The organism is Polynucleobacter sp. MWH-Braz-FAM2G, from assembly GCF_018687635.1.
In the GTDB taxonomy this organism is placed as follows: Bacteria; Pseudomonadota; Gammaproteobacteria; order Burkholderiales; family Burkholderiaceae; genus Polynucleobacter.
This window is the reverse complement of the sequence record NZ_CP061300.1, coordinates 1,748,049-1,772,489: the sequence shown is the minus strand read 5'-3', so window position 1 is coordinate 1,772,489 and position 24,441 is coordinate 1,748,049. Positions and strand designations below refer to the sequence as shown.

General features: G+C 42.2%; 26 protein-coding genes and 1 tRNA gene. 19 read left to right on the top strand and 8 right to left on the bottom strand.

Annotated features, from left to right (window positions below):
* Positions 1–9: 9 nt before the first annotated feature.
* The 3 genes from FD973_RS09035 to otnI all read left to right on the top strand — a co-directional run bounded on the left by FD973_RS09035 (position 10) and on the right by otnI (position 2,297).
* On the top strand, positions 10–984 hold the full coding sequence (locus FD973_RS09035; RefSeq protein WP_215324773.1) for a tripartite tricarboxylate transporter substrate binding protein: 975 nt from the start codon (positions 10–12) through the stop codon (positions 982–984).
* 78 nt (positions 985–1,062) lie between these two features.
* Positions 1,063–1,479, top strand: a complete 417-nt coding sequence (locus FD973_RS09030) for a hypothetical protein (RefSeq protein ID WP_215323057.1) — start codon at positions 1,063–1,065, stop codon at positions 1,477–1,479.
* Positions 1,480–1,517: 38 nt separating this feature from the next.
* The gene (gene otnI, locus FD973_RS09025) at positions 1,518–2,297 is read left to right on the top strand and encodes a 2-oxo-tetronate isomerase (RefSeq protein ID WP_215323056.1); all 780 of its coding nucleotides are present in this window, start codon (positions 1,518–1,520) and stop codon (positions 2,295–2,297) included.
* 92 nt (positions 2,298–2,389) lie between these two features.
* On the opposite strand, the gene FD973_RS09020 is transcribed toward otnI, so the two are convergent.
* Positions 2,390–2,854: an Hsp20 family protein gene (locus FD973_RS09020; protein WP_215323055.1), complete on the bottom strand. Its 465-nt coding sequence runs from the start codon at positions 2,852–2,854 to the stop codon at positions 2,390–2,392.
* 224 nt (positions 2,855–3,078) lie between these two features.
* Here FD973_RS09020 and FD973_RS09015 point away from each other — a divergent pair, with 224 nt between their 5' ends.
* The 3 genes from FD973_RS09015 (at position 3,079) to FD973_RS09005 (ending at position 5,380) form a co-directional block, all read left to right on the top strand.
* On the top strand, positions 3,079–3,237 hold the full coding sequence (locus FD973_RS09015) for a hypothetical protein (protein WP_215323054.1): 159 nt from the start codon (positions 3,079–3,081) through the stop codon (positions 3,235–3,237).
* An 85-nt stretch (positions 3,238–3,322) separates the two neighbouring features.
* Complete coding sequence (gene htpG, locus FD973_RS09010) at positions 3,323–5,224, top strand: molecular chaperone HtpG (RefSeq protein ID WP_215323052.1); 1,902 nt, start codon at positions 3,323–3,325, stop codon at positions 5,222–5,224.
* 81 nt (positions 5,225–5,305) lie between these two features.
* Positions 5,306–5,380, top strand: a tRNA-Gly gene (locus FD973_RS09005).
* Positions 5,381–5,420: 40 nt separating this feature from the next.
* On the opposite strand, the gene FD973_RS09000 is transcribed toward FD973_RS09005, so the two are convergent.
* The gene (locus FD973_RS09000) at positions 5,421–6,083 is read right to left on the bottom strand and encodes a response regulator transcription factor (protein WP_215324772.1); all 663 of its coding nucleotides are present in this window, start codon (positions 6,081–6,083) and stop codon (positions 5,421–5,423) included.
* 332 nt (positions 6,084–6,415) lie between these two features.
* On the opposite strand from FD973_RS09000, the gene FD973_RS08995 reads away from it, so the two are divergent.
* Positions 6,416–6,724 (top strand): DUF485 domain-containing protein, encoded by a 309-nt coding sequence (locus FD973_RS08995; RefSeq protein WP_215323051.1) that lies wholly within the window; start codon positions 6,416–6,418, stop codon positions 6,722–6,724.
* Positions 6,721–8,448 (top strand): cation acetate symporter, encoded by a 1,728-nt coding sequence (locus FD973_RS08990; protein WP_215323049.1) that lies wholly within the window; start codon positions 6,721–6,723, stop codon positions 8,446–8,448. Before FD973_RS08995 ends, FD973_RS08990 begins: the two co-directional genes overlap by 4 nt.
* 50 nt (positions 8,449–8,498) lie before the next feature.
* On the opposite strand, the gene FD973_RS08985 is transcribed toward FD973_RS08990, so the two are convergent.
* The 3 genes from FD973_RS08985 to FD973_RS08975 all read right to left on the bottom strand — a co-directional run bounded on the left by FD973_RS08985 (position 8,499) and on the right by FD973_RS08975 (position 11,765).
* Complete coding sequence (locus tag FD973_RS08985; protein WP_215323047.1) at positions 8,499–9,155, bottom strand: 3'-5' exonuclease; 657 nt, start codon at positions 9,153–9,155, stop codon at positions 8,499–8,501.
* A complete protein-coding gene (locus tag FD973_RS08980) occupies positions 9,152–10,981 on the bottom strand; it encodes a putative nucleotidyltransferase substrate binding domain-containing protein (protein WP_215323045.1) in 1,830 nt (609 codons plus the stop codon). The genes FD973_RS08985 and FD973_RS08980 overlap by 4 nt, the downstream gene beginning before the upstream one ends.
* 88 nt (positions 10,982–11,069) lie before the next feature.
* Positions 11,070–11,765, bottom strand: a complete 696-nt coding sequence (locus tag FD973_RS08975) for an SDR family NAD(P)-dependent oxidoreductase (RefSeq protein WP_215323043.1) — start codon at positions 11,763–11,765, stop codon at positions 11,070–11,072.
* An 81-nt stretch (positions 11,766–11,846) separates the two neighbouring features.
* Between FD973_RS08975 and FD973_RS08970 the strand changes: the two genes are divergently transcribed.
* Positions 11,847–12,032 carry a hypothetical protein gene (locus tag FD973_RS08970; protein WP_215323036.1) on the top strand — a complete coding sequence of 62 codons (186 nt, stop codon included), beginning with the start codon at positions 11,847–11,849 and terminating at the stop codon, positions 12,030–12,032.
* 10 nt (positions 12,033–12,042) lie between these two features.
* Here the strand turns inward: FD973_RS08970 and FD973_RS08965 are convergent, their stop codons facing one another.
* Positions 12,043–12,903: an oxygenase MpaB family protein gene (locus tag FD973_RS08965; protein WP_215323026.1), complete on the bottom strand. Its 861-nt coding sequence runs from the start codon at positions 12,901–12,903 to the stop codon at positions 12,043–12,045.
* A gap of 4 nt (positions 12,904–12,907) precedes the next feature.
* Positions 12,908–13,552 carry an LON peptidase substrate-binding domain-containing protein gene (locus tag FD973_RS08960; protein WP_215323024.1) on the bottom strand — a complete coding sequence of 215 codons (645 nt, stop codon included), beginning with the start codon at positions 13,550–13,552 and terminating at the stop codon, positions 12,908–12,910.
* Between the two features lie 129 nt (positions 13,553–13,681).
* Between FD973_RS08960 and FD973_RS08955 the strand changes: the two genes are divergently transcribed.
* Together FD973_RS08955 and FD973_RS08950 are read left to right on the top strand one after the other, a co-directional pair.
* On the top strand, positions 13,682–13,831 hold the full coding sequence (locus FD973_RS08955; RefSeq protein ID WP_215323017.1) for a hypothetical protein: 150 nt from the start codon (positions 13,682–13,684) through the stop codon (positions 13,829–13,831).
* Between the two features lie 34 nt (positions 13,832–13,865).
* On the top strand, positions 13,866–14,294 hold the full coding sequence (locus FD973_RS08950) for a DUF2244 domain-containing protein (RefSeq protein WP_215323015.1): 429 nt from the start codon (positions 13,866–13,868) through the stop codon (positions 14,292–14,294).
* On the opposite strand, the gene FD973_RS08945 is transcribed toward FD973_RS08950, so the two are convergent.
* Positions 14,286–14,777, bottom strand: a complete 492-nt coding sequence (locus FD973_RS08945) for a hypothetical protein (RefSeq protein WP_215323012.1) — start codon at positions 14,775–14,777, stop codon at positions 14,286–14,288. The two genes, FD973_RS08950 and FD973_RS08945, sit on opposite strands and share 9 nt — an antisense overlap.
* 101 nt (positions 14,778–14,878) lie before the next feature.
* Here FD973_RS08945 and FD973_RS08940 point away from each other — a divergent pair, with 101 nt between their 5' ends.
* The 8 genes from FD973_RS08940 (at position 14,879) to FD973_RS08905 (ending at position 24,398) form a co-directional block, all read left to right on the top strand.
* Positions 14,879–15,466 carry an Rrf2 family transcriptional regulator gene (locus FD973_RS08940; RefSeq protein WP_215323010.1) on the top strand — a complete coding sequence of 196 codons (588 nt, stop codon included), beginning with the start codon at positions 14,879–14,881 and terminating at the stop codon, positions 15,464–15,466.
* An 18-nt stretch (positions 15,467–15,484) separates the two neighbouring features.
* On the top strand, positions 15,485–16,903 hold the full coding sequence (locus FD973_RS08935; RefSeq protein ID WP_251368763.1) for an exonuclease domain-containing protein: 1,419 nt from the start codon (positions 15,485–15,487) through the stop codon (positions 16,901–16,903).
* 45 nt (positions 16,904–16,948) lie between these two features.
* A complete protein-coding gene (gene budA / locus FD973_RS08930; protein WP_215323006.1) occupies positions 16,949–17,650 on the top strand; it encodes an acetolactate decarboxylase in 702 nt (233 codons plus the stop codon).
* A 105-nt stretch (positions 17,651–17,755) separates the two neighbouring features.
* Positions 17,756–18,934, top strand: a complete 1,179-nt coding sequence (locus FD973_RS08925) for an FAD-dependent oxidoreductase (RefSeq protein ID WP_215323004.1) — start codon at positions 17,756–17,758, stop codon at positions 18,932–18,934.
* A 51-nt stretch (positions 18,935–18,985) separates the two neighbouring features.
* A complete protein-coding gene (locus tag FD973_RS08920) occupies positions 18,986–20,374 on the top strand; it encodes an FAD-binding oxidoreductase (protein WP_215323002.1) in 1,389 nt (462 codons plus the stop codon).
* 98 nt (positions 20,375–20,472) lie between these two features.
* Entirely contained in the window at positions 20,473–22,680 is a 2,208-nt protein-coding gene (locus FD973_RS08915; RefSeq protein WP_215323000.1) for an OsmC domain/YcaO domain-containing protein, read from the top strand.
* Entirely contained in the window at positions 22,680–23,567 is an 888-nt protein-coding gene (locus tag FD973_RS08910) for an alpha/beta fold hydrolase (RefSeq protein ID WP_215322999.1), read from the top strand. Before FD973_RS08915 ends, FD973_RS08910 begins: the two co-directional genes overlap by 1 nt.
* Positions 23,568–23,825: 258 nt before the next feature.
* Positions 23,826–24,398 (top strand): phasin family protein, encoded by a 573-nt coding sequence (locus FD973_RS08905; RefSeq protein ID WP_215322998.1) that lies wholly within the window; start codon positions 23,826–23,828, stop codon positions 24,396–24,398.
* Positions 24,399–24,441: the final 43 nt, after the last annotated feature.

Below are 24,441 nucleotides of genomic sequence, written 5' to 3'. Positions count from 1 at the left end.
ATGATTGCAATGAAGAAAACTAATATTTTTAATCTCATCTTCAGTATTGCTATTGGCCTACTTAGCCACTCAGCATATTCTCAGGAGTTTCCACCTAAAAAAACAATCACAGTGGTCGTTGGGTTTGCGGCTGGAGGAGCTGCAGATACGGCAGCTCGGATTATCTCGAAAGCACTTGGCGAGAACATTGGAGCAAATGTGGTCGTTGACAATCGAGGTGGTGCAGGTGGGAATATTGCCCATCAGTTTGTGGCTACTGGACCAACGGATGGAAGCACCATCTTGTTTGGCTCGGTTGGTCCGCTTACGATTGCGCCGCATATGATGAAGTTGCCATACGATCCATTTAAAGATCTTTCGCCAATTACGATGGGTGTTAATTTCCCGAACATTCTGGTTGTTAATTCTGGCACTGGCATCAAAACATTTGCAGAGTACGTTGCTTACGCCAAGAAAAATCCTAAGAAATTAGAATATGCCTCTACCGGGCCTGGCTCCGCCTCGCATCTAGCGGGAGAGTTGTTGGATGAAATGGCGAATATTCAAACAGTGCACGTGCCTTACAAGGGTGGTGCACCAGCTTTACAGGATTTATTGGGTGGTCGTGTTGCAGCGTATTTTTCGACCTACAGTACAGCCCAGGCCTATATTGAAAATGGGCAACTTATTCCTTTGGCGGTTACTGGACCCCAACGTCTGAAGTCGCTACCTAAAGTTCCAACTATTGCCGAATCTGGTTACCCCGGTTTTAATGCGATTAATTGGTATGCATTTGTTGCTTCATCCAAGGTCCCAGCCCCAATATTGGATCGCTGGAATACTGAGATAGTGAAAGTTCTTAAGTCACCAGATGTTGTGAGGCAACTGAATGATCATGGACTTACTCCAATGCCAACTTCGCGTGAGGAGCTCGCAAAGTATATGGCCAAAGAATCGGCAACATGGGGTCGTCTAATTAAAGACAAGAAGATTACGGGCGAATAATAATAGATATGATGTAGATTTTAGAATTTAAGTTTTACTAGTAGATATTGCTAAATAAATTAATTAAAGGGAATCACCATGTTTATTAAAAAATTCTTACCCCTTATTGCAGTGGTATTTTCTAGTGCTGCAAGCGCTCAATCAGCGCCAAGTATTTTGGGTACTTGGGAAGCGGTTTCCGCAGTAAGCGCTTCAAGTGGCACTGAAGACAAGCAGTCCCGTTTAGTTTTGTCTAACAAGAAAGATTCAGCCATCATCAAGTTCGTTATTAGCGCCCAAGATGGTGGTGCTTTTCAGGGCGAAACAACTTGGCGTGATGGCGTTAAAAATCTAGTGACTGGAGTATTTCATAAGGATGGGAAAACATTATTGTTTTCAAGCGATGTTGGGGTTGGTACGGGTTACGTCATTAATGACGAGATGGAATTTTGTAGTGCTAGTGTATTAACAACTAAAAATAGAGCGAGTTGCACTCAGCTCAAAAAAGTGAAATAAGCTTTCTGGAAGTTGCAAACTTTTAATAAAGAGATTTTGTGCCAAAATTTGCCGCCAATCTAACCATGATGTTTAACGAGCATGACTTCCCGGCTCGTTTTGCTGCTGCTGCCAGTGCCGGATTTGATGCAGTGGAGTTTTTGTTTCCCTATGACTATGCGCCTGCTGAAGTCCGACAGTGGCTTAATGAAAATAATCTAAAAAATGTCCTTTTCAATCTTCCGCCAGGAGATTGGGCGGCGGGTGAGCGTGGAATCGCGGCAATACCTGGACGTGAAGAGGAATTTCGTGCTGGCGTTGCTAAAGCAGTTGAATACGCATTGGTCTTGGGGACACCGCAGCTGCATATGATGGCTGGTTTGATTCCAGCTAATTCTGATAAAAGCCTGCATCGCAAAACTTATCTAGAAAACATGAAGTTTGCTGCGCAAGAATTAGCAAAACATCAACTAAATCTATTGTTAGAGCCTATTAATACACGAGACATGCCTGGATATTTTCTAAATACACAGGCGCAAGCCCATGAGCTTCGATCTGAATGTGGTGAACCCAATGTCAAAGTACAAATGGATTTTTATCATGCTCAAATCATGGAGGGTGATTTAGCAACTACATTCAAAAAGTACTTTAACGATATTGCCCATACTCAAATCGCAAGCGTCCCCAACAGAAATGAGCCGGATGACGGTGAAGTAAATTACGCTTATCTATTTAAATTGATGGATGACATGGGGTACCAAGGCTGGGTAGGCTGCGAGTATCGGCCCAAAGGAAAAACAGAGGATGGGCTGGGTTGGCTTCAAAGCTTAATGAAGTAATTACACGCTAGGCTTAGACGTTGTATTTGTATCGACATGAAGCATTACAAAAGCGATGAGCTAGCCCAGTTCACCTGAGCTAGCCACAATCATTAAGCCGCTTCTTTGATTTCCTCAATAACGAGCTTAGAGTTACCGCCGATCAGAATCTTGCGTGGCAGCTTTTCTTCTGGAATGACATTCTCAAGTTTGATAATGAGTAGACCATTCTCGATATCAGCTGAACGCACAATGACAGTTTCAGCCAGAGTAAAGTCATGGCTAAAGTCTCGATTGGCGATACCTTTGTGGAGGTATTCTCCAGTCTGCTCCGCTTTTACCTTGCCAACAACGGTCAGCTTATTGCCTTCGGAAGTGATATCAATCTCTTCATTTTTAAATCCAGCAACGGCAATTTCAATTGCGTAGTCGCGCTCATTCTTTTTAATGATGTTATAAGGGGGATAGCTTTGTGCTTTGCTGAGCGTTTCCCCAGAGTTCATCTCCTCAATCGCATCAATCAAGCGATCAAAACCTACAGAGCTGAGTAATACATTTCTACCAAATGGATAAGACATCGTTTTCTCCTTAAATTAAGCAAGTTCACAATTTCCTAGACCCCTAAGGCATCTAGTTAAGCTCTATTTAAGGATCCATTTTTAGAATTTCAAGGGGCTTGAAATTGAATTTTTTTGCCCTTATTTATTCAGATGCGCAGGAAATTCCTCACTAAAACAGGGGTTAATTTTCTAGCGTCGCATTTAGGAAATGAAATAGTCAACTGATTACATGGAGAATGAAAATGCTCAATACTGACCATTTAGAGCTCCTAGAAAATTACCAGGAGCCCATTACCAGATCTAAGTTAAAGCGCTTGATTTTGGAATACCTTCAAAAGCGAAGTCGCAAGGAAATCCTTGAGGAAGAGCCCCGTGATGAGGATATTGACACTTTGGAGTAGGGTGTTTTTGGAGCATTTATAGCCCTTGAAATTGGCAAAATGATCCCCAAATAAATCAAATACTTCTTTTTTATGGGAAATAGAAATGACTGTTGCTACTAAAGAAACGCTAGGATTTCAGGCAGAGGTAAAACAGCTTCTGCAGTTGATGATCCACTCCTTATATTCCAACAAGGAAATTTTTCTTCGCGAGTTAATCTCCAACGCTTCGGATGCCGCTGATAAATTGCGTTTTGAAGGTATCGCCCACCCTGATTGGTATGGCGATGACCCAGATCTCAAAATTAAGGTTGAATTTGATAAGGCCGCTAGAACAGTCACCATTTCAGATAACGGCATTGGCATGAGTCGTGAAGAGGTGATTAATAACCTAGGTACTATTGCGCGTTCTGGCACTAAAGAATTCTTCTCTAAACTCTCTGGCGATCAACAAAAGGATGCGGCCTTAATTGGTCAGTTTGGCGTTGGCTTTTATTCCGCATTCATTGTTGCCGACCGTATTGTTGTTGAGACGCGTCGTGCGGGCTTACCCGCGTCAGATGGAGTCCGCTGGGAATCGGATGGCTCTGGCGAATTTACGATTGAGCAAATTGATCGTCCACAGCGTGGCACCTCAATTACCTTGCATCTGCGTGAGGGTGAGGACGACTTCCTTAACAGCTATCAATTAAAGTCTATTATCCGCAAATATTCGGACCATATCTCTTTGCCAATTCAGATGCGCAAAGAAGAATGGGATGCAGATAAAAAAGAGCAAGTGATTAAAGATGAGCTGGAGAGCATTAATCAATCATCTGCGCTATGGGCTCGCAATAAATCTGAAATTACCGAAGAGCAATACAACGAGTTTTATAAACATCTTTCGCATGATTATGAAAACCCTCTGTGCTACTCCTTAAATCGGGTAGAGGGTAGAAGTGAATTTACTCAATTACTCTTTGTTCCATCTCGCGCACCATTTGATTTGTGGGATCGCAATAAACGTGGCGGCATCAAGCTTTATGTGAAACGAATTTTTATTATGGATGACGCTGAAAAGCTCATGCCGATGTATCTGCGCTTTGTCACAGGCGTGATCGATTCAGTCGATTTGCCTTTGAATGTTTCTCGCGAAATCCTGCAAGAGTCTCGAGATATCAAAGTCATTCGTGAGAGTTCTACTAAGCGTGTCTTGAGTATGCTCGAGGAACTGGCTAATAGCGATGATGAGTCTAAAAAAGAAAAATATCGTACTTTCTGGGCTCAATTTGGCCAGGTACTAAAGGAGGGTGTAGGGGAGGACCAAGCAAATCAAGAGCGGATTCTGAAGCTTCTGCGCTTTGCAAGTACTCATGCTGATTCTGCTGACCAGACGGTATCTTTAGCAGAGTATGTCTCACGGATGAAAGAGGGTCAGGATAAGATTTATTACGTTACTGGAGAATCTTTCAATGCCGCAAAAAATAGCCCTCATCTAGAGATCTTCCGCAAAAAAGGCGTCGAAGTACTTTTGCTTTCTGATCGTGTGGATGAGTGGATGCTTTCTTTTATTTCTGAATTCGATGGCAAGCAATTAGCATCGGTTGCTAAAGGCGGCTTAGATTTGGGAAGCTTGAGCGATGAGAAGGAAAAGAAAGAGCATGAAGAAACCGAGAAGCAGTTCAAGGGCTTGGTTGAACGCATGAAAAAAGTGTTGGAGGAAAAGGCAAAAGATGTTCGTGTGACATTCCGCCTGACTGATTCTCCCGCTTGTTTAATTGCGGATGAAAATGAGCTCTCTGGTAATTTGCTGCGTATGCTGAAAGCTGCTGGTCAAAATGCTCCTGATATGAAGCCTATTTTGGAGATTAATCCAGAGCATCCATTGTTATCAAAACTAAAAAATGATGACAAAGACTTTGATGATTGGACTAATCTTTTATTTGACCAGGCGCTTTTGGCTGAGGGTGGTCAGTTAAATGACCCCGCCAGTTTTGTAAAGCGGATGAATCAACTGCTTTTGAAGTAAGCCCAACAGACCCTCCGCAGAAATGTCGAGGGTCTTGTCTAATTGAATTGCCGTATTCATGGTATGAGGTCTAAACCACGCGCGGGTGTCGTATAACGGCTATTACCCTAGCTTCCCAAGCTAGAGACGAGGGTTCGACTCCCTTCACCCGCTCCACGTCTTGGCCCCATGAGATTAAATCATGGTTGCAGGTTATCTAAATAAGTCCTTGCGCTTTAGCTTCTTGATATTTCAATGTCATCTGCAGGAGTTTTGCGGGTCTGTTGACCGCGAGCTTGTCCATGATGTTTGCCCGATGCGCTTCCACCGTTTTGACCGATATATCTAAGTCAGCACCAATTTCTTTATTGGTTCTACCAATTGCGATTTTCTCTAAGACGTCTTCCTCTCGTGGAGTGAGAGTTTTAAATTTTGATTGAATTGCCTTAAGATCTTCTGCGCGCTGCTTTTCATTACGAGCTATAGAAAGCATTTTTTCAACAAGCTCTTGAAGAATGTGTTCCTTAAATGGTTTCTGTATGAAATCGATCGCACCGTTTTTAATAGCTTCAACTGCCATCGAGATCTCGCCATGACCAGTAATGAATGAAACCGGAAAAGTAAAGCCTTTTTCGTGCAAAACATTTTGAAGTTCCATGCCCGTCATATGAGGCATGCGAATATCAATCAGTGCGCAAGCGACTGTAGATGGGTCTGTGGCGGATAAGGCCTGCAAAAAACGCTCACCACTTTCATGGCAACTGACTTTATATCCGTTGGACTGTAGAAGCCAAGACAAAGAGTCGCGCATCGCTTCATCGTCATCGACAACATAAACAACATCATCTTTAGCGGGAAATTTTGTTAAGCCCTGAGTCATAAGAACAGAAATATGAATGAAATAGATTGCTAAATTTTCACTTAAATATAAAAAATTAGTGATAACCCCCAAATCAAAAATTGATGCAATGCATGCACGCCTAAGATCATTCAAGTGTTCTCAAAATGAAATAATTCTTAGTTCTCTACTTTGGTGCATTGAAAATTTTTCTCATCGAAATTTTGGAGCATGTTCTAGGGAATACCTTTATAGGATCTACCCTAAGCACATGGATATAGACCCTTAATTTCGGGCTTTTAGAATGCTTACCCCTATTAAAATCATGGTCTATTTAGTTGGTGTATCTCGTAGTAATTCTCAAGGAGAAGTGTATGTCTGATGCTGTCGTTGCGCGCATAGAGGCTAATCCAAAATACCAAGAGCTAAAGCGTAAGCGCAGCACTTTTGGTTGGACCCTCTGTATTTTGATGTTTATCGTCTATTACGGTTACATCGCTTTAATTGCTTTTAATAAGCCTTTCTTGGCTCAGCCTATTGGAGATGGTGTGATTACCTTGGGTATTCCAATTGGTATGGGAGTAATTGTTTTCACGATTCTGATTACTGGTATCTATGTACGTAGAGCCAATAATGAATATGACACTCTTACAGCTGAAATTTTGAAGGATGGTGTCAAATGAATCGTATTGAAAAATTACTTTGCGCTTTAGCGCTTTTCGTACTGCCAATGTTGGCCATTGCCGCTGGTGCGGATATGGGTCAGGTTGAAAAGCAAGATACCAACTGGGTTGCTATTGGTATGTTTGGCGCCTTCGTTGCAGGTACGCTTTACATTACTAAGTGGGCTGCATCTAAAACCAAATCTGCTGCTGACTTCTACACTGGCGGCGGTGGTATTACTGGCTTTCAGAATGGTTTAGCTATTGCTGGTGACTATATGTCAGCTGCTTCCTTCTTGGGTATATCAGCTGCGGTGATGGCTAATGGCTATGACGGCTTGATCTACTCAATTGGATTCTTGGTTGGTTGGCCAGTAATTACCTTCTTGATGGCTGAGCGTTTACGTAACTTGGGTAAATTTACCTTTGCTGACGTAGCGGGCTATCGTTTTCAGCAGACTCCTATTAGAGCCTTTGCAGCTTCTGGCACTTTAGTAGTTGTGGCTTTCTATTTGATCGCTCAAATGGTGGGCGCTGGTCAATTGATTAAATTGCTTTTCGGTCTTGAGTACTGGATGGCAGTGGTAATCGTTGGCTGCTTGATGATGATCTATGTGTTGTTTGGTGGCATGACTGCTACAACATGGGTTCAGATCATTAAAGCTTGCTTGCTTTTAGCTGGCGTGACATTCATGGCTTTCATGGTATTGGCTCAATATGGATTTAGCCCAGAAGCTTTATTTGCAAAAGCGGTTGAAGTAAAGACAGCAATTGCAACTAACGCAGGCAAAACCCCAGAAGAGGCTGCTAAAGCTGGCCTAAGCATTATGGGCCCAGGCGGATTTATTAAAGATCCAATTTCAGCAATTTCATTTGGTATGGCATTGATGTTTGGTACAGCAGGTTTGCCACACATTCTGATGCGTTTCTTTACCGTACCAGATGCAAAAGAAGCTCGTAAATCAGTCTTGTGGGCAACTACTTGGATTGGTTACTTCTACATCCTCATCTTCATCATTGGTTTTGGTGCAATCACTTTGGTGTTGACCAATCCAGAGATGGCAGATGTTGCTAAGGGCGTGATTAAGGGCGGAGCTGGAACTGCGAACATGGCCGCTGTATTGGTTGCTAAAACTGTTGGTGGAAACGTGTTCTACGGATTCATTTCAGCAGTGGCATTTGCAACTATCTTGGCTGTGGTAGCTGGCTTGACATTGTCTGGTGCTTCAGCGGTTTCACATGACCTTTACGCTACTGTAATTAAAAAGGGTAATGCTGATAGTGCCTCTGAGTTAAAAGTTTCTCGTTTGACAACGTTAACCCTGGGTGTGATCGCAGTGGTATTGGGTATTGCCTTTGAAAAGCAGAATATTGCATTCATGGTTTCCTTGGCATTCGCGATTGCTGCTTCTGCAAACTTCCCAGTACTGTTTATGTCAGTACTTTGGAAAAATTGCACAACCAAAGGCGCGGTAATAGGCGGTTTCTTGGGTCTCGTATCTTCAGTTGTCCTAACTGTAGTTTCTCCATCAGTTTGGGAGGCTGTTTTGGGCAATCCTAAGGGTTCAGCTTTATTCCCATACTCTTCACCTGCTTTGTTCTCAATCACCATTGGTTTCTTTGGTGTATGGCTCTTCTCTGTACTAGATAACAGTGAAAATGCTAAGAAAGAACGTGCTGCATTTGCTGCGCAGCAAGTTCGCTCTGAGACTGGCTTTGGTGCATCAGGAGCTTCTGGTCACTAAAAGTGAGACGGTAGTCAGATTGATAAAAAACCAGGAGCAATCCTGGTTTTTTATTTTCCGAGTAATTGGCGTAGTTTGATAAAAGCCATCCCCGTCATGACGGCATCATTTATGGCATCATGCGCTTCGCGTACTGGTAGACCGAGGTCCTTCATTAGAGTGTCAAAGCGAAGATCAATCATTTGACCGCGTTGATTGATAGGGCGTTGATTATTTTTATATTCGTAGTACATAGAGGAAACCTCAATTTTTTCTTGAGGAAGTCCTTGTCCCAGCATTCTCCAGATGACTTTATGTAGCATGGCAACATCAAACTCTAAGTAGTACCCCACAATTGGCCTGCTACCAATAAACTGCATTAACTTGGCCGCAGCAATTTCGGGATCAAGGCCATTAGCGACATCAAGCTCACGTAAACGATGAATCTTCACGCTTTCTGCAGATACTTCCTTATCGGGCTTTACTAGAAGCTCTAGTCGTTCGCTAGTCATCAGCGTGTTGCCATTGATCTTCACCGCACCGATAGAGATGATTTGGTCCTTTGCAATACTTAAACCCGTAGTTTCACAATCCAGCACCACCCATTCATTCTTTGGTGGTTTGTCAAACATAAATTTATAGCGCTCATCTGCTAGGTGGTAAATCAACCACTCTCGCCAAATTGAGTTGTAAGCATTTTTGAAAAGTCTGGGTATTGGCAGGCTCATGCAAATTCTAGATGGAAGTGTTGGCGCAGATATTGCTTAAATCGCTTCACAACATTTAAGCTATCTTTCAACAGATCACGCTCAAGGGTAGATAAACGACCCACATCAATTTCACCAGAAACAGGTCTGCCAGTCTCTAACTCTGCAAGGCCACTTTTTAACCTAAGCTCCATTAGCAAGTGAAGAGATTCAACCGCTTCATTGCCTAAATCAGCCGGAATTTTATGGGCTTGTATAAGTTCGCGGACGCGATCAGCAGTAGAGTTTTCCCATATGTGGTTTTCTAGGGCGAGAGAGCGAATGCCATGGGTAATGGCAAAAATGCCAGCCTTTTTGAGATTGATACGATTTTCTGAAGCATCATTGCCCAATGTGAGCAGTCGGTTCCACCAGCCAATTTCTGATGAGAAGCTCTCAATTGCCGAGGCAAAACGGGCCATCAAGAATTGATTATCTGTTGCTAGCTTAAATAGACTCTGTTTGACCTCTTGTAGTAGAGATAAATTACCGCAAATTGGATGTGAGTCTAGGAAAATGGCCAGATTCATTAGGCTATCGGGGGTGGGCTCCAAAAGCCAATTTTGGGTAGTTTCTATAAAGTCTTTTTGACTCATTCTCCAGTCAGGGTTATTCACCATAATTTTGCCTGGACATTCTGGGTAGCCAAATTCAATTAGCGCATTAGAAAATTGTTCACAAGCGCTAACTATCTCACTGGAGACTGGATAGTCGTTGGCGATGATTAAGCCGTTATCTTGATCGGTTTTTAGGATTTGCTCACCACGACCCTCGCTACCCATTACAAATAAGCAGCTATTGTTTAGTAATTCAGGGCTTGCAATGAGTGACCAAGTCTTCTCAAATAGTTTTGCATTTAATTCTTGTACAAGGCGTGCAATCATTGCCACCTTGGTGCCATTACGATGCAGCAGACTAATGAGGTTGGTGATTTGCTCGGCTGCCCCTTTTAGATCTTCTAAAGTTTTGGCTTGTAAAATCTTTTGCACCACGAGAGAAGAGCTATTAGCAATAAAGCTTAGTAAATCCACTTGCTCAAGAGTTCCAATCGGAACCTCTTTATCCATCACAATGACGCGATGAACAGAATGACGAATCATCACGGCCAAAGCTTCATACAGATGATCAGTTGTCTGTACTGTGATTAGCTTAAAGTTGCTTAATGGACCAACAGGGGTTGAATCTAGTGGAAGTTTTGAGAGGATGGCTCTTTGTAGACTGGTTGTAGTGAAGATTCCAATCTTTGAATCATGTCTAGATTCATCGCGTACTAATACGTTGTTAGTTCTTTCATCGCTAAAGATTTTGACTACTTCAAATAAGTTTGTGCTGGCCTCAACAATATGAGCTTCTCTTAAAAATGCTTGGCTAACCTGCGCAAGGCTAAGAGAGTTGATTTCATATTGACTGCGTCTTTCCGCCAGAGCGTTGAGCTTCTTGGAGAGGTCTGCAAATAGCAATGCGCCAAATGTTGCATTATCAGAAATTAGCTCATTAACAGCCGATTTTTTTAGCTGGTAGCTGACTACTTCTTCGGAGGCTATGAATTGACTCGAAACCTTTCCAGCCACTAAACCGCGTCCATCAAAACAGTCATCTGGACCGAAGATGGCTACTTCTTCACCATCTTCTAATTGGCGAACATAACCTTTGATGAGAATAAAAAGATGGGTTGGGGTAGAGCCAACATCTAAGATCATCTCGCCTTCTTTGAAGTAGGCGATATCTACGTTATCTTTAACCAGTGTTTGTTCTTGGCTATTGAGGCAGTCGAATGGAGAGGCTGAAAAGTTAAAGGCATTAGGCATTCTTCATTTTATTTCTTTAGAGCCTTTCTGTGAAGAAGGGATCCCCCTAACTTCAATTTACCGCTTCAAAGAAGAAAACTCGAGCGTCTTACCAGGGCAGCTTTTCACCGGCATAAGAAAGAAAGCTGCCAGAGTCTTCCTTGCTGACATTTTCTAGAACATGGAACATTTCATTGACAGCTTGCAAGGGGTCTCTGCCAATTTGTTGTCCTCTAAAAGGTTGCGATAGTCTGGAGTTAACGGTTCCAGGGTGGAGGGCTATTAAGGCAATATTCGGCTTGGTCCTTGCAAGCTCGATAGCGGCTGTCTTGATGATCATATTTAAGGCGGCTTTAGAGCTTCTGTAGCTATACCAACCACCGAGGCGATTATCTTCAATACTCCCAACCTTGGCGGAGAGTGTGGCCATCACACTATGTTGTGGGTCTAAAAGTTTAGAGAAGTGTCTTATTGTTAATGCTGGGCCTATCGTATTGATATTGAGCATGTCCGTTAGTTGGCTTGCATTTAAATCATCGAGCTTTTTCTCAGGCATCCATTGATCAGAATGCAGCACGCCAATTGTATTGATGATGAGCTGAAAAGGGCCATCATTAGCAAGGCTCTTGGCACAGACTTCGATGGTTTCAGGGTGCTGATAATTAATTGCAGGAGTGGAGTGACGGTGAACACCTCTCACCTCTAAACACGATGGATTACTTTCTAAAAGTTTCACAAAATGTGAACCAATAGTTCCGGAGGAGCCAATGACTAAAGCACGAAAGTGTTTTGGCAACAAGTGCATATATCGTTATTGAAGGGTGCAAGAAATAATTTGTGAATGCCCCTAGAATAGTCTTAATTTATCTTTAACAGGGAACAAGTGATGAAAGCTTCAGATAAGCGTTGCTGTGGCTCCGGTGTTTGCATCATTAATGATGCGGGGGAGTGCTGGTGCGGACAGGTTTGGGATGGAGAAAAAATGGTTTCTCCACCATTAAATTTGGGTGCTAACACTCATCAGCCTCTTATTGATACAGATATTAAAGTTAAGTCTATCTCCGAAGATTAATCTCAACACATTAACCATATACCCTGCGAAGCGAGTGAGCGGCTACACCATCTTTGAGAGCCTCGCGAATGGGTATTGCAATCAACTCGATGCTCTTTCCGACAGCGAAACGCTCTAGATTGCTTGGAGTCCGTCTATTTAGAAATGGATAAACCCAATCTGGCAGATTGAGATATCCTGCGCGACTAATAAGTTTGATAAATGGTTTGGCGCTTAAATTGCTTGGAAAGTTTTCTAGCAAATCTAGAATACTTTTTGCTCGATCTCCAAAATAAAGCTCGGGAATGTAACTTCTGATAGTCTTATCTGTGGTGCTATAGGTGCTTGGTAAATCTTCCGCCCCCATTCTTTCGCCAAGCAATTTCATCTCCAAGAAGTATTGGTCTTTTTCTTTAGTACTTAATTTTTCATTTCTATAATTTTCAAAGGCATTCATAAAACTGCGGGTTTCAGTTAAATGAACCCAAGCAAGTAAATGTGGATCAGTTGCTGAATAGGGTTTATTAAACTCGTCTAAGCCATTAATCTGAGTATGAATCAAGTTCACCTTTTCAATAATCTTGTTTGCCATCTCGGTAGAGCCATAAGTGGTTGCTGCAATAAAAAATGCAGTTCGGCCAAGTCTACCCTTTAGGTCTTCTCGAAAACTAGAGTGATCCCAGACTCCAGCCAATGCTTGTGGATGAAGTGCTTGCAAAATTAAAGAGCTAATTCCACCAATCATCATTGATATAAAGTCAGCATGGACTTTCCAGGCAATAGACTCAGGCCCAAAAAGGCCGCGGTCTCCCTTCGGAGTAAGAAAGGCAACGGGAGGGCCACTCCCACCAATCATTTCCCGAATCGTTTTACGAATTAAGTCATCCAGCATTATTTCAATGTATCTTGAGATTTCTTAAGTTGCCGTCTTCGATAATTTCTGTAATTAGATCAAGCCTGATTCTTGGGTTGACTTGTGAGAGTAGATGGTTTTTTTGTGCCAGCGAGATTGGCAAAAGTTCAGCTAAGCGATTCGAAACCCAACCGCAGTCATCAATATTAAAGGGCTTCTTAAAAGGGGCATCACCTAAAAGATCTTCGCTTTGTATCACTGAGATGATTTCATCTAATAATTTTGCTACGCTCTCATGTTCTTTAGGGATGGGGGTAACAGGATCATTTTCTAAAAGCTCAATTTCGCCAACCCAAAGTCCATTGGATTGCTGACTACTTCCTAGTAACTTGAAGCGTTGGGTGCCCAGAGATTTAGTCATATACAGAGCAGGTTGTACAGGATCAAAATCTTCAATTTGAGCTAAGGTGCCAATTTTGGAGAAAGTAGCAGGGGGATAGAGGTCCCCAGAATCCCCATTTTTAATGATGCTGACCACACCAAATTCAGTATTTTCACGAAGACATTGCTTGATCATGTCTAGATAGCGTGCTTCAAATATTTTGAGCGCGATAACGCCGCCCGGAAACAGTACGGTTTCCAAAGGAAAAAGAGGAATTTTTTGGGCTAATACATTGGAATTAGTCATGTTTTGAATTTAATGGATTTGCATCATTTCTGCTGAGGCAGACTTTTGAAGTGCATCCCCTGGCGTTTTATTTGGGTCAGCATTAAAACCCATTTGCGATTACATTTAGATCATTATTAGGAGAAGTAAATGGTACAAAAACTGCGTATTAGGCTTGCCCGCTGGATTCTAGGTAAACATTGTCCGTGCTACCAAATGGGTTATCACAATATGGTTGATTTTCAGCAGAGAAGCGCTGATCAGTTGGCTAAAACCCAAGCACGCAGCAAAGCTCCATAACTTATACAGATTCTTGGTTTGTGGAAGAGTGAGTATGATGCGCTGGCAAATGCAAAGAAACTGTGCACTTACGCCTAAGCAATTGCTTCAGTTTTATATTGCCTTGGTCACTCTCTCTGTGATTGTTGCTATTGGATTTTTGCTTGCCGGAGTTTGGGTGATTCTGATATTTACTGTCATTGAAATCAGCGCAGTAACCTTAGGATTTTTAATTTATTGTCGACATGCGTTGGATAGTGAAACGATTGAAATTGTTGGTAAACATTTAATCGTCAAGAAGTTCATTGGATATAAAGAATCTATATATGAATTCAATACTCAGTGGGCAAAAATAGAAGCTCCTACTGAGGGTTCTAAAACATTTCACATCAGTCAATCGAATTTACGAGTTGAGCTCGGTCAGTTTTTAAGGCAAGAACAACAGCTATCTTTAATTTCTGCAGTCCGCGCACATTTAGGTTGACTCGGGTCTATACAAGCGCCATGCCAATAAGATGCTAGTGGTAATTTGAATCAATAGGAATAGCAAAACTAGACTGTTGAGGATTTGAAAGTAGTTCGCAAAGGGCGAGAGCATGACTGGCATTCCATCTAGCAGGGCGGTTTCTCGTAAATAATCCATGCGAGGTATTAAGAGGAAGTTGCTTCCTGCAATCGTTAAGATGAGGATCAGAGAAGGCATTCGTAGCATTCGCAGCGAATTTTCTCCGCGTTTAATTAAGATATTTCCCAGACTCAAGATGACAAAGGCGCTACCTAAGAAATAGTACGAGAGATGCTGCATGAGTAGGTGGCTGACCATGCCGGCTACTTGAGAATCATTGATCAAAAAATAGGTAGCCAAACAGCTGATTGATTCAGCGATGATGCCCCCAGTTAACAAGCTTGTTAGTAGGCGCAATAGCCGAATCACAAGGGTGTATTGGGAGCTCACTATTTCAACCATAGTATAAAAAGGGTTAATTATTGCGGTACAGCATAAAGTTTGAATCAGTTACATACTAGTTTGAATCTAACAGTTATGCCAAGTCATCGTGGAAGTAATTTATGGAAGTCACTAGAGCAGTCAAAGTAGCGCTAAATACTTTAGTTGATATCGCCTGCCATTCAATCAACGGTAACCTCGTTCCTGCACCGGAGATAGCAAAAAGACTGCATTTATCGGTAAGTCGTATCGAGTTGCTTTTGCGACCTCTAAGGGACTCGGGACTGGTTATCGGGGTAAAAGGGCGCACAGGTGGTTACCAACTTTCCAAAGATCCTCGCATCATTATGATTAAAGATATTGTTTTGGCGATGAATGCCATCAAAAAAAGAAAAGTAGAAGTTTCTGATATCGCTAAAGAGTTATATCAGTCTCTCGAATCATATATGACGAATTATGTCTCGCAAACCACGGTAGCCTCTGCCATTAAGGATTGCATTCCGAGTTTTAGCGACATTCGGACGGCGCCCGAACGCACTACATCTTTATCTAGGCAGAATTCAGAGAATTCCAAACAAGTAAAACTAGCTAAAGGTGAGACCCAAAAAGTGGTGAAGACAGCCTTTAAGAAGGTCGATGAGGTACCGCGCGGACCCAACTCAGTTTTTAGTTTCGCTGATTATTTAAATCAAGTTACTTCTTCCAATTAATTTATTTAAATGAGCGGTGTGGATAACAAGTCTAATGCTTATCCAGCGTTAGCTTTCGTCGATATTGAAACTACAGGGTCTCATTTTGAACGGGATCGAATCACTGAAATTGGGATTAAAACATTAGACAATCACCAAGTTCATGTGTGGGAAAGATTAATTAACCCGCAAACCTTTATTCCACAAAATATCCAAAGACTTACAGGTATTACACCTTGCATGGTGGGCGATCAGCCATCATTTGCTGATCTTGCACAAGAATTAAAGAAGGAGCTCGAAGGAAAAATATTTGTTGCTCATAATGCCCGCTTTGATTATGGGTTTATCAAAGCATCCTTTAAAAGGATGGGAATCGAGTTCAAGCCCAAAGTGCTCTGTACTGTCAAACTCTCGAGATTACTTTTTCCAGAGCAAGCACGTCACAATCTCGATACACTCATTCGGACTCATTGCTTAAAGGTTACCGCAAGGCATCGGGCATTGGGTGATGCGGATTTGTTGCTGCAGTTTTGGCGGGTTTGTGAAGCAAAGTTTGGGGAGGCTAGATTAAATGAGGCAATTCAACAACTCATTGGAAACTCTAGTCTGCCTCCAAACATAGATAAAGACCTCATCGATGCAATACCAGATGCGCCAGGCTGCTACATTTTTTATGGAGAAAATAAAACTCCTTTGTATATTGGTAAGAGTGTTTCGCTTCGCACTAGAGTGATGGGCCATTTTCAAGGCGCTTTAACGCAACGCAAGGAAATGAAGTTGTCTCAGCAAGTTCGTGATATTGATTGGATCGAAACGGCTGGAGAGTTGAGTGCTTTAATTCTGGAATCTCAACTCATTAAAGAGCGTATGCCCTCAATGAACATTAAGCTTCGTAGATCAAAAGATTTATGCGCCTGGAGTTTGGTAGAAGATGGGTCTGGTGTGCTGACGCCTATGCTTGTGACTCACCATCACTTGGCACCAGGCTTGCAAGATAATTTATATGGCTTGTTTTACAGTAAGCGAGATGCCAACTCATATTTGAAAGCAATCGCAAAAAAGTACCGCTTATGTGAGGCATTCCTAGGGCTAGAAAAAAGAATTGAAGGCAAATCTTGCTTTGGGTATCAAGTCAAGCAGTGCAGTGGAGTCTGTATTGGTCTCACACCTATAACGACGCATAACTTACAGTTAAAAACTGCTATGAATTTTTTTAAAGTTCAGGTTTGGCCATACTCTGGAGCTATCGCTATACGTGAGGGTGAGGAGATGATTGTGATTGATAAATGGTGTTATCTCGGTACTGCAGTTAATGAAGCAGAGCTTTATGAGCTAGCAGAGCATGGTGAAGCTGAATTTGATCTGGATATATACAAAATTATCAAAAAGGCAATATCTGGACCCTATAAAAATCAGGTGATAAATTTCACTGTGCAACCGAAAGCTTATATAGAGTAGTATTTCTGAATCTTTTCAAACCATCTTTTAAAAGCTTTATTGTTTATGTCTAATACCTTATATGTATCCTCTCCGGTCAATGCATTGGTGCAAGGCATTTTGCGAGAAGATAAAACGCTAGAGCAGGTTCTTGCCCACGGCGATTTTGGTTTGGGAACTTTCAATGATCTTGATGGTGAAATGGTGCTAGTTGATGGAGTTTTCTATCAATTGAAATCTGATGGCTCCGCCTTAATTCCTGATCTAAATATTGGGACGCCTTATGCGTGCGTAACTCACTTTAAGCCCAGTCAATCTTTTCCCATTTCAAAAAGTTGTACTTACCAAGAGTTGCAGCAATTGATTGCAAACTCGATGTTGTCAAGTAACCTCATATATGCCATTCGTATAGAGGGGGAGTTTGTTAAGCTGCGTGCCCGCTCTGTTCCTAGGCAAGAGGCTTATCGTCCTTTGGTTGATGTAGCGGGGGATCAGCAAGAATTTCAGTATGAAAAAATTACTGGCCAATTAGTTGGTTTTTGGACTCCCGATTTCATGCATTCCATTTCGGTGCCAGGATTTCACCTCCATTTTTTAAGTTCAGATAAAAAGCACGGCGGCCATCTTTTGGACTGCTTAATCGAAGATGCAACGATTTGGTTGCAGCCCTTAGATCAAATGGACCTAGATCTACCTCATACTCTTGAGTATTTAAAAGCTAACCTTGATAAAGATAATTCTGCTGATTTGAATAAGGCTGAACATTAAAGCGGCGGGAATTAAGCTCTATAAGGCAGCGCTCTGTTTATATTTCGCTTGGCGTTAGGTGATTTTTTCAATATGCTGTGATTACTTTCAATCTAAGGAGCGGATGTGACTCAATTTTCTCGTCGTAGTTTTTTGAAGACTTCAGCGGCAGGGGTGGCGGCAGTAGCTAGCAATCAGAGTCCAGCGGCCAATCCTATCGACGTACGAAAGATCATTCCTCCTAATCTGGATGATGCTTACTTGGGCCAGAAAATTTTGTGCTATCGACCAATGCGTCATGGCTCACCAAACTTAAGTGTGGCGCAAGTGGGAAATAAGGTGGTGGCCCATAACTATGGGCATGGTGGTAGTGGTTGGACTTTAGGGCCCGGTTCGGCTAACTATGTCAATACCTTGATGATTAATTCTCAATATGCCAAGGAGTTATCAAATAAATCTACGCCTATAGCGATTATTGGTGCTGGTGTTATTGGCTTATTTACAGCATACGATTTAAATAAACGAGGTTATAACAACATCACTATTTATGCTGATAGGGTGGAATCATTAACTTCGCATAATGCTGGAGGCTTGCTAGCTCCGGTCTCAATGGACAATGCTCCTGATATGCAGGCTACTATTGACCAAATTGGGATTGATGCATATCGCTTTTATGATGGCATTGCAAAAAATAAGAATGCTGATTTTAAAGGCGGAGCATTAATAGTTCCCACCTACTTCAATGATAGGGAAGATTCTGGATTAGAGCCTTATGTAGGTAAAGTGATGCAGCCTGCTAAAGAGGTAGTGTTAGATTTTGATAATGGCACTACACGAAAAATGGTTGCATATGACGATGGCATCTATATGGATACAGCAACCCTAATGGGTGAGTTGAACCAGTATATGAAAGCCCACAATATTCAGATCGTTAAACAAAAAATAAATTCGTTTTCTGGTGTCAAAGAAAAATTTATATTTAATTGCAGTGGCTTAGGATCTAGTCAGCTGGCAAACGATGCTGCGGTAATCCCTGTTCAGGGCCATTTAATAATGTTGAAAAACCAAGATCCAAAAAATATGAACTACATGATTTTGGTCTATTTTGGTGAGGGCAAATCAGAGGCGAACCAAAAAACAAAACGCTCCTTCTACATATTCCCAAAACGTTTAGCTAATACTGCTCCACAAGATATCGGGGTCATTGGTGGCACATTCATTGAAGGTGGCAATCCCAATACGCCTAATCTGAAAGAATTTGATGTGCTTCTCAAAGGCGCAAAAGATTTTTATGGAATTAGCTAAGCCTGAAGTTTTTCAGAATTTATCTAGTAAGAATAAGTTGCATACCAGCCAATGAGTGATCTTCATGCTTTGCCTAAAGATTTTATAGAAGAGCTAAAAGCTCTCTTTGGCGATCGTTTTAGCATTGCCCCTGCAGTACTTGAGCATCATGGGCGTGATGAGTCTTCTTATCCTACTTTGCCACCGCAGGCGGTTGTTTTTGCCAACTCTACTGAAGAGGTGGCAATGCTAGTCAAGCTTTGCAGTCTATATGAGGTGCCGGTCATTCCATTTGGGGCGGGAACCTCGCTAGAAGGTCATGTGTTGCCGATTCAGGGTGGAGTTTGCCTTGATCTAAATAACATGAATCAAGTGTTAAGCATTCATCCAGAGGATATGCTTGCAGTTGTACAGCCTGCTGTAAGGCGCAAGCAATTAAATGCTGAGCTAAAAGATACAGGCTATTTTTTTCCAGTAGATCCAGGGGCTGATGCAACACTGGGGGGGATGTGTGCCACACGTGCCTCTGGTACTAACGCAGTTCGATATGGAACGATGCGCGAGAATGTCTTGGCCTTGACGGTGGTGGCTGCTTCCGGAGAAATTATTAAGACAGGGACTCAGGCTAAAAAGTCTTCCGCTGGCTATGATTTAACGCGTCTGTTTGTTGGTAGTGAGGGAACTCTTGGAATCATTACAGAGATCACTTTAAAAATATATCCACACCCAGAAGATATTGCCGCGGCTATTTGCAGTTTTGCAAATGTTACTGAGGCAGTAAATGCTGTTATTGAAGTGATTCAGGCTGGTATTCCGGTGGCGCGGGTGGAGTTGGTAGATGAATTGGCAATCAGAGCGATTAACCAATACAGCAAACTTTCCTTGATTGAAAAGCCCACTTTATTTTTTGAATTTGTTGGGTCTGCTCAGTCGCTTAAAGAGCAGGCTGAATTTGCTCAAGAAATTGCCAAAAATAATGGAGGGTTAGATTTTGAGTGGGCAACCCGTCCAGAAGATAGGGCGCGATTATGGCATGCGAGACACAATGCCTATTTTGCTTGCTTGCAGCTCCAGCCAGGTTGTCGAATTATTAATACCGATGTTTGTGTCCCGATTTCAAAACTGGCGCAATGTATTTCAGAAACTAGGCAAGAACTAGATGCCTCTTGGTTAAAAGCGCCTATTCTTGGGCACGTGGGCGATGGAAATTACCATGTTCTATTGGCTATTGACCCTAATAATCCCGCTGATTTAGAGGAAGCCGAAAGATTAAATTCCGGGATTGTTCACAGAGCATTGCAATTAGGTGGAACCTGTACTGGTGAACATGGTGTTGGCATACATAAGATGAATTTTCTAGTCGATGAGCATGGTGAAGGTGCTATTGAACTTATGAGATCAATTAAGAAGGCATTGGATCCAAAGAATATTCTGAATCCAGGAAAAATTTTCAAAATTTAAAAGGTCGGCATCAAGGCTGATCTTGAAGCCGACTTGGATGGGCATTGCGATGGATAATGGTGCTCAATTCACTTTTTGTACACATTTGGACTTTTTCAATGGAAATTAAGGTCAACTTTCTAGATAAGCTTCGTCTTGAGGCGAAGTTCGATGACTTCACTGTGATCGCTGACCAGCCCATCCGTTATAAAGGTGATGGTTCTGCGCCTGGTCCATTTGATTATTTTCTGGCATCTTCTGCTTTATGTGCCGCTTACTTTGTAAAGCTGTACTGCGAGACTCGCAATATTTCTACTGAACATATTCGTCTGTCACAAAATAATATTGTTGATCCAGAAAATCGCTACCAACAAATTTTTAAGATTCAAGTTGAGTTGCCAGCAGATATCTCTGCTGTGGATCGTCAGGGGATATTGCGCTCGATCGAACGTTGCACCGTTAAAAAAGTAGTGCAAGCTGGGCCTGAGTTTGTTATTGAGCTTGTCAATAATCTAGATGAGGATGCTCAGACCTTATTAAACTTGAAGCCAGCTGATGATATCAGTACCTATATTCTTGGCAAAGATCTACCTCTGGAGCAAACGATTGCCAATATGTCGGGATTGTTGGCCAATATTGGAATCAAGATTGAGATAGCCTCTTGGCGCAACCTCATACCGAATGTGTGGTCTTTGCATATTCGCGATGCTCACTCGCCAATGTGTTTTACCAATGGTAAGGGCTCCACGAAGGAGAGCGCTCTAGCGTCTGCTTTGGGGGAATACATTGAGCGTCTCAGTAATAACCATTTTTATGCTGGAGCATTCTGGGGTGAGGATATTGCCAATGCCCCTTTTGTGCATTACCCCAATGAGCGCTGGTTTAAGGCTGGACCCAAAGATGCATTGCCAGCGGAAATTCTGGATGAATACTGCCTGAAAATTTATAACCCAGATGATGAGTTGCGGGCATCGCATCTAGTGGATACGAATTCTGGGAATACGCAACGCGGTATCTGCTCATTACCATATGTGCGCCAATCGGATGGCAAGACGGTGTACTTTCCATCAAACCTCATCGAAAATTTATTTGTCAGTAATGGTATGAGTGCTGGCAACACATTAGCTGAAGCGCAAGTGCAGTGTTTATCTGAAATATTTGAGAGGGCGGTTAAACGCGAAATACTCGAGAATGAGATTGCTCTTCCAGATGTACCAAGAGAGGTGCTGGCTAAGTACCCTGGTATTTTGGCTGGCATCGAGAGTTTAGAGGAGCAGGGCTTTCCAGTACTGGTAAAGGATGCATCTTTGGGCGGTGTATACCCAGTCATGTGTGTCACCTTAATGAATCCCCGCACTGGCGGAGTATTTGCTTCTTTTGGAGCCCATCCAAACCTAGAGGTTGCACTAGAGCGAAGTTTGACTGAGTTATTGCAAGGACGTAGTTTGGAAGGTCTGAATGATCTGCCGCCGCCTACTTTTGTGAGTGAAGCCGTAACAGAGCCAAATAACTTTGTTGAGCACTTCATTGATTCGAGCGGCATTGTGTCGTGGCGCTTCTTTAGCAATCAGTCAGACTATGAATTTGTTGAGTGGGATTTCTCTGGCAGCGGTGAGAGCTCTAATGCCCAAGAAGCAGAAACCTTATTTGGGATTCTGAAAGATATGGGAAAAGAGGTATATGTGGCGGTATATGACGAGTTAGGTGCGATCGCTTGCCGAATACTGGTGCCAGGCTATTCAGAAATATACCCAGTAGAAGATTTGGCTTGGGATAACACCAACAAAGCGCTCTTATTTCGCTCAGATATCCTGAATTTATTTACTCTAGATGATGTGCAACTTGCTGATTTGCTTGATCGTCTGAACAATAACGAATTAGATGAGTTTGGAGATATTGCGACATTAATTGGTATTGAGTTCGATGAGAATACGGTTTGGGGGAAACTCACAGTATTGGAACTAAAGCTGCTTATTCATCTTGCATTAAAGAAATTTGAGGATGCGCAAGAATTAGTCGAGGCTTTTCTGCAGTACAACGACAATACGCTGGATCGAAAATTGTTTTATCAAGCCCTTAGCGCTGCTTTAGAGGTTACTTTGAACTCGGAGCTAGATATGGCAGATTATGAGGTGAACTTTCGCCGCATGTTTGGCGACTCTAGAATGGATGCCATATTGGGTTCCATTCAGGGCAGTGTTCGATTCTATGGATTGACGCCAACTAGTATGAAATTAGAAGGCCTTGACAGGCATCATCGCTTGATCGACAGTTATAGAAAGTTGCACCAAGCTCGCGCCTTACGAGCTTTGCAAAAAGGAAAGTGATGCGCTTCATTATTCAATATGCACTGTGTTTGATTTTTTTCATTTCTGGCAGCTCTGCCTTTGGTCAGTCCGGCAATATTGCTTGTACTCCCGTTGATAAAAAAATTGCAATTGATGAAGGCGTTATTCACTATCTGGAAGTTGGTAAAGGTGTACCCGTTCTGTTATTGCATGGCTTGTTTGCGCAAAAAGAGCAATGGACGGAAGTAGCTTGTGCTTTAGCTAATCAAGGTAATCAAGTGATTGCTCCTGATTTGCCTGGCTATGGTGCGAGTTCCAATTACCCTGTTTCAGTCTATCCATTGGAATCACAAGTAAAAAAATTACATCAATTTTTAGGCGCTATTAAGATGGGTTCAGCTCATATAGCGGGAAGCTCTATGGGTGGTGCGATTGCAGCTATGTATGCCATGCAGTATCCGAATGAAATTAAATCGCTTGCATTCATAGGAGCGCCATTAGGTGTTATTGGCTGGAGCCCGCAAGTGAAGAATGCAATCTTCAATGGCATCAATCCTTTTATCCCGATCAATCAAGACCAATTTAATTTGGAAATGAGTTTGCTCTTTTATCAACCCCCTCAAATTGATTCCGCAGTGAGCGCTTCACTAATTAAGGAGTATGTGGATAACAATCGTCACTATCAACAGGTTTGGGATATTGTTAATTTCTATGATGCCGTCCTCATGGGCGGATCCACTTATCGTGGGAAAACCTTCATTCTCTGGGGTGAGCAAGACGGTATCTTCAATGTTTCTGGGCTTCCAGCCTTGAAAAAGCGATTCCCACAAGCAAGTGCTCGTGGTATTCCCGAGGCCTCACATTTGCTAATGCTGGATCAGCCTCAAAAGGTTGTTGATTTATATAGCCATTTTCTGAAGCCTTAAAGTCAATTTCCTGTAAAAATCGGCTAAGTTAACGGGCCAAATGAGGCGATTTTGAGATCGCTGCTACAGAAAACTGGTCCAAGCCATGGTCCGAGGGTCTTCTGTGTTGCTGTAAAAACCCTATTTAAAGCCCTAAAAATGGGGTTTAGAAAATAAATGTTGCTCTGCAACAAAAATATCTTGCATTAGGAAAATAGGGATCTTAAAATGGTGCATCGCAATAAAAAAACCCACAATTACTTAAAGTTAGGATAAATCATGTTTCAAACTCAATTAAACGATCAAATTGCTAATGCACAAGCTAAAGCTATCGAAAACGCTAAACATTTGGCACAAGTTGCTGTTGAAAGCGCTCAAGAATTAGCTGAAATCAACCAAGCTGCTGCTAAAGATGCTTTAGTTGTTGCTCAAGATGCAAGCACACAATTGTTGGCAATTAAGGACCCACAACAGTTAGCTAAATTAGCTCAGCCAGAAGCTGCTCAAGAAGCTGCTAAGTACGCTGCTGCTTACCAAGCTAAAGTAAACAAAGTAGTTCGTAACGGTAACAAAGAAGTTGCTCAAGTAGTTGACTCTTCAATCGATGACGCACGTGCTGATTTGGTTAAGTTTGTTAACGAAGCTACTAAGTCTGCTCCTGCTGGTTCAGAGGCTTATGTTTCTGCATTCAAAACTGCATTTGAAACTTCACTCCAACAGTTTGACCAAGCTCGTGCTACTGCAACTGATGCTTTTGCAAACTTTGAGAAGAGTGTTGACGCTGCTTTGGCAAACATTCAAGGTCAATTTGTTCCTGCTAAGCCAGCTGCAAAAAGCCGCAAAGCTGCTTAATACGTTTTAACTGCTTTAAAAGAAAAGCCACCTTCGGGTGGCT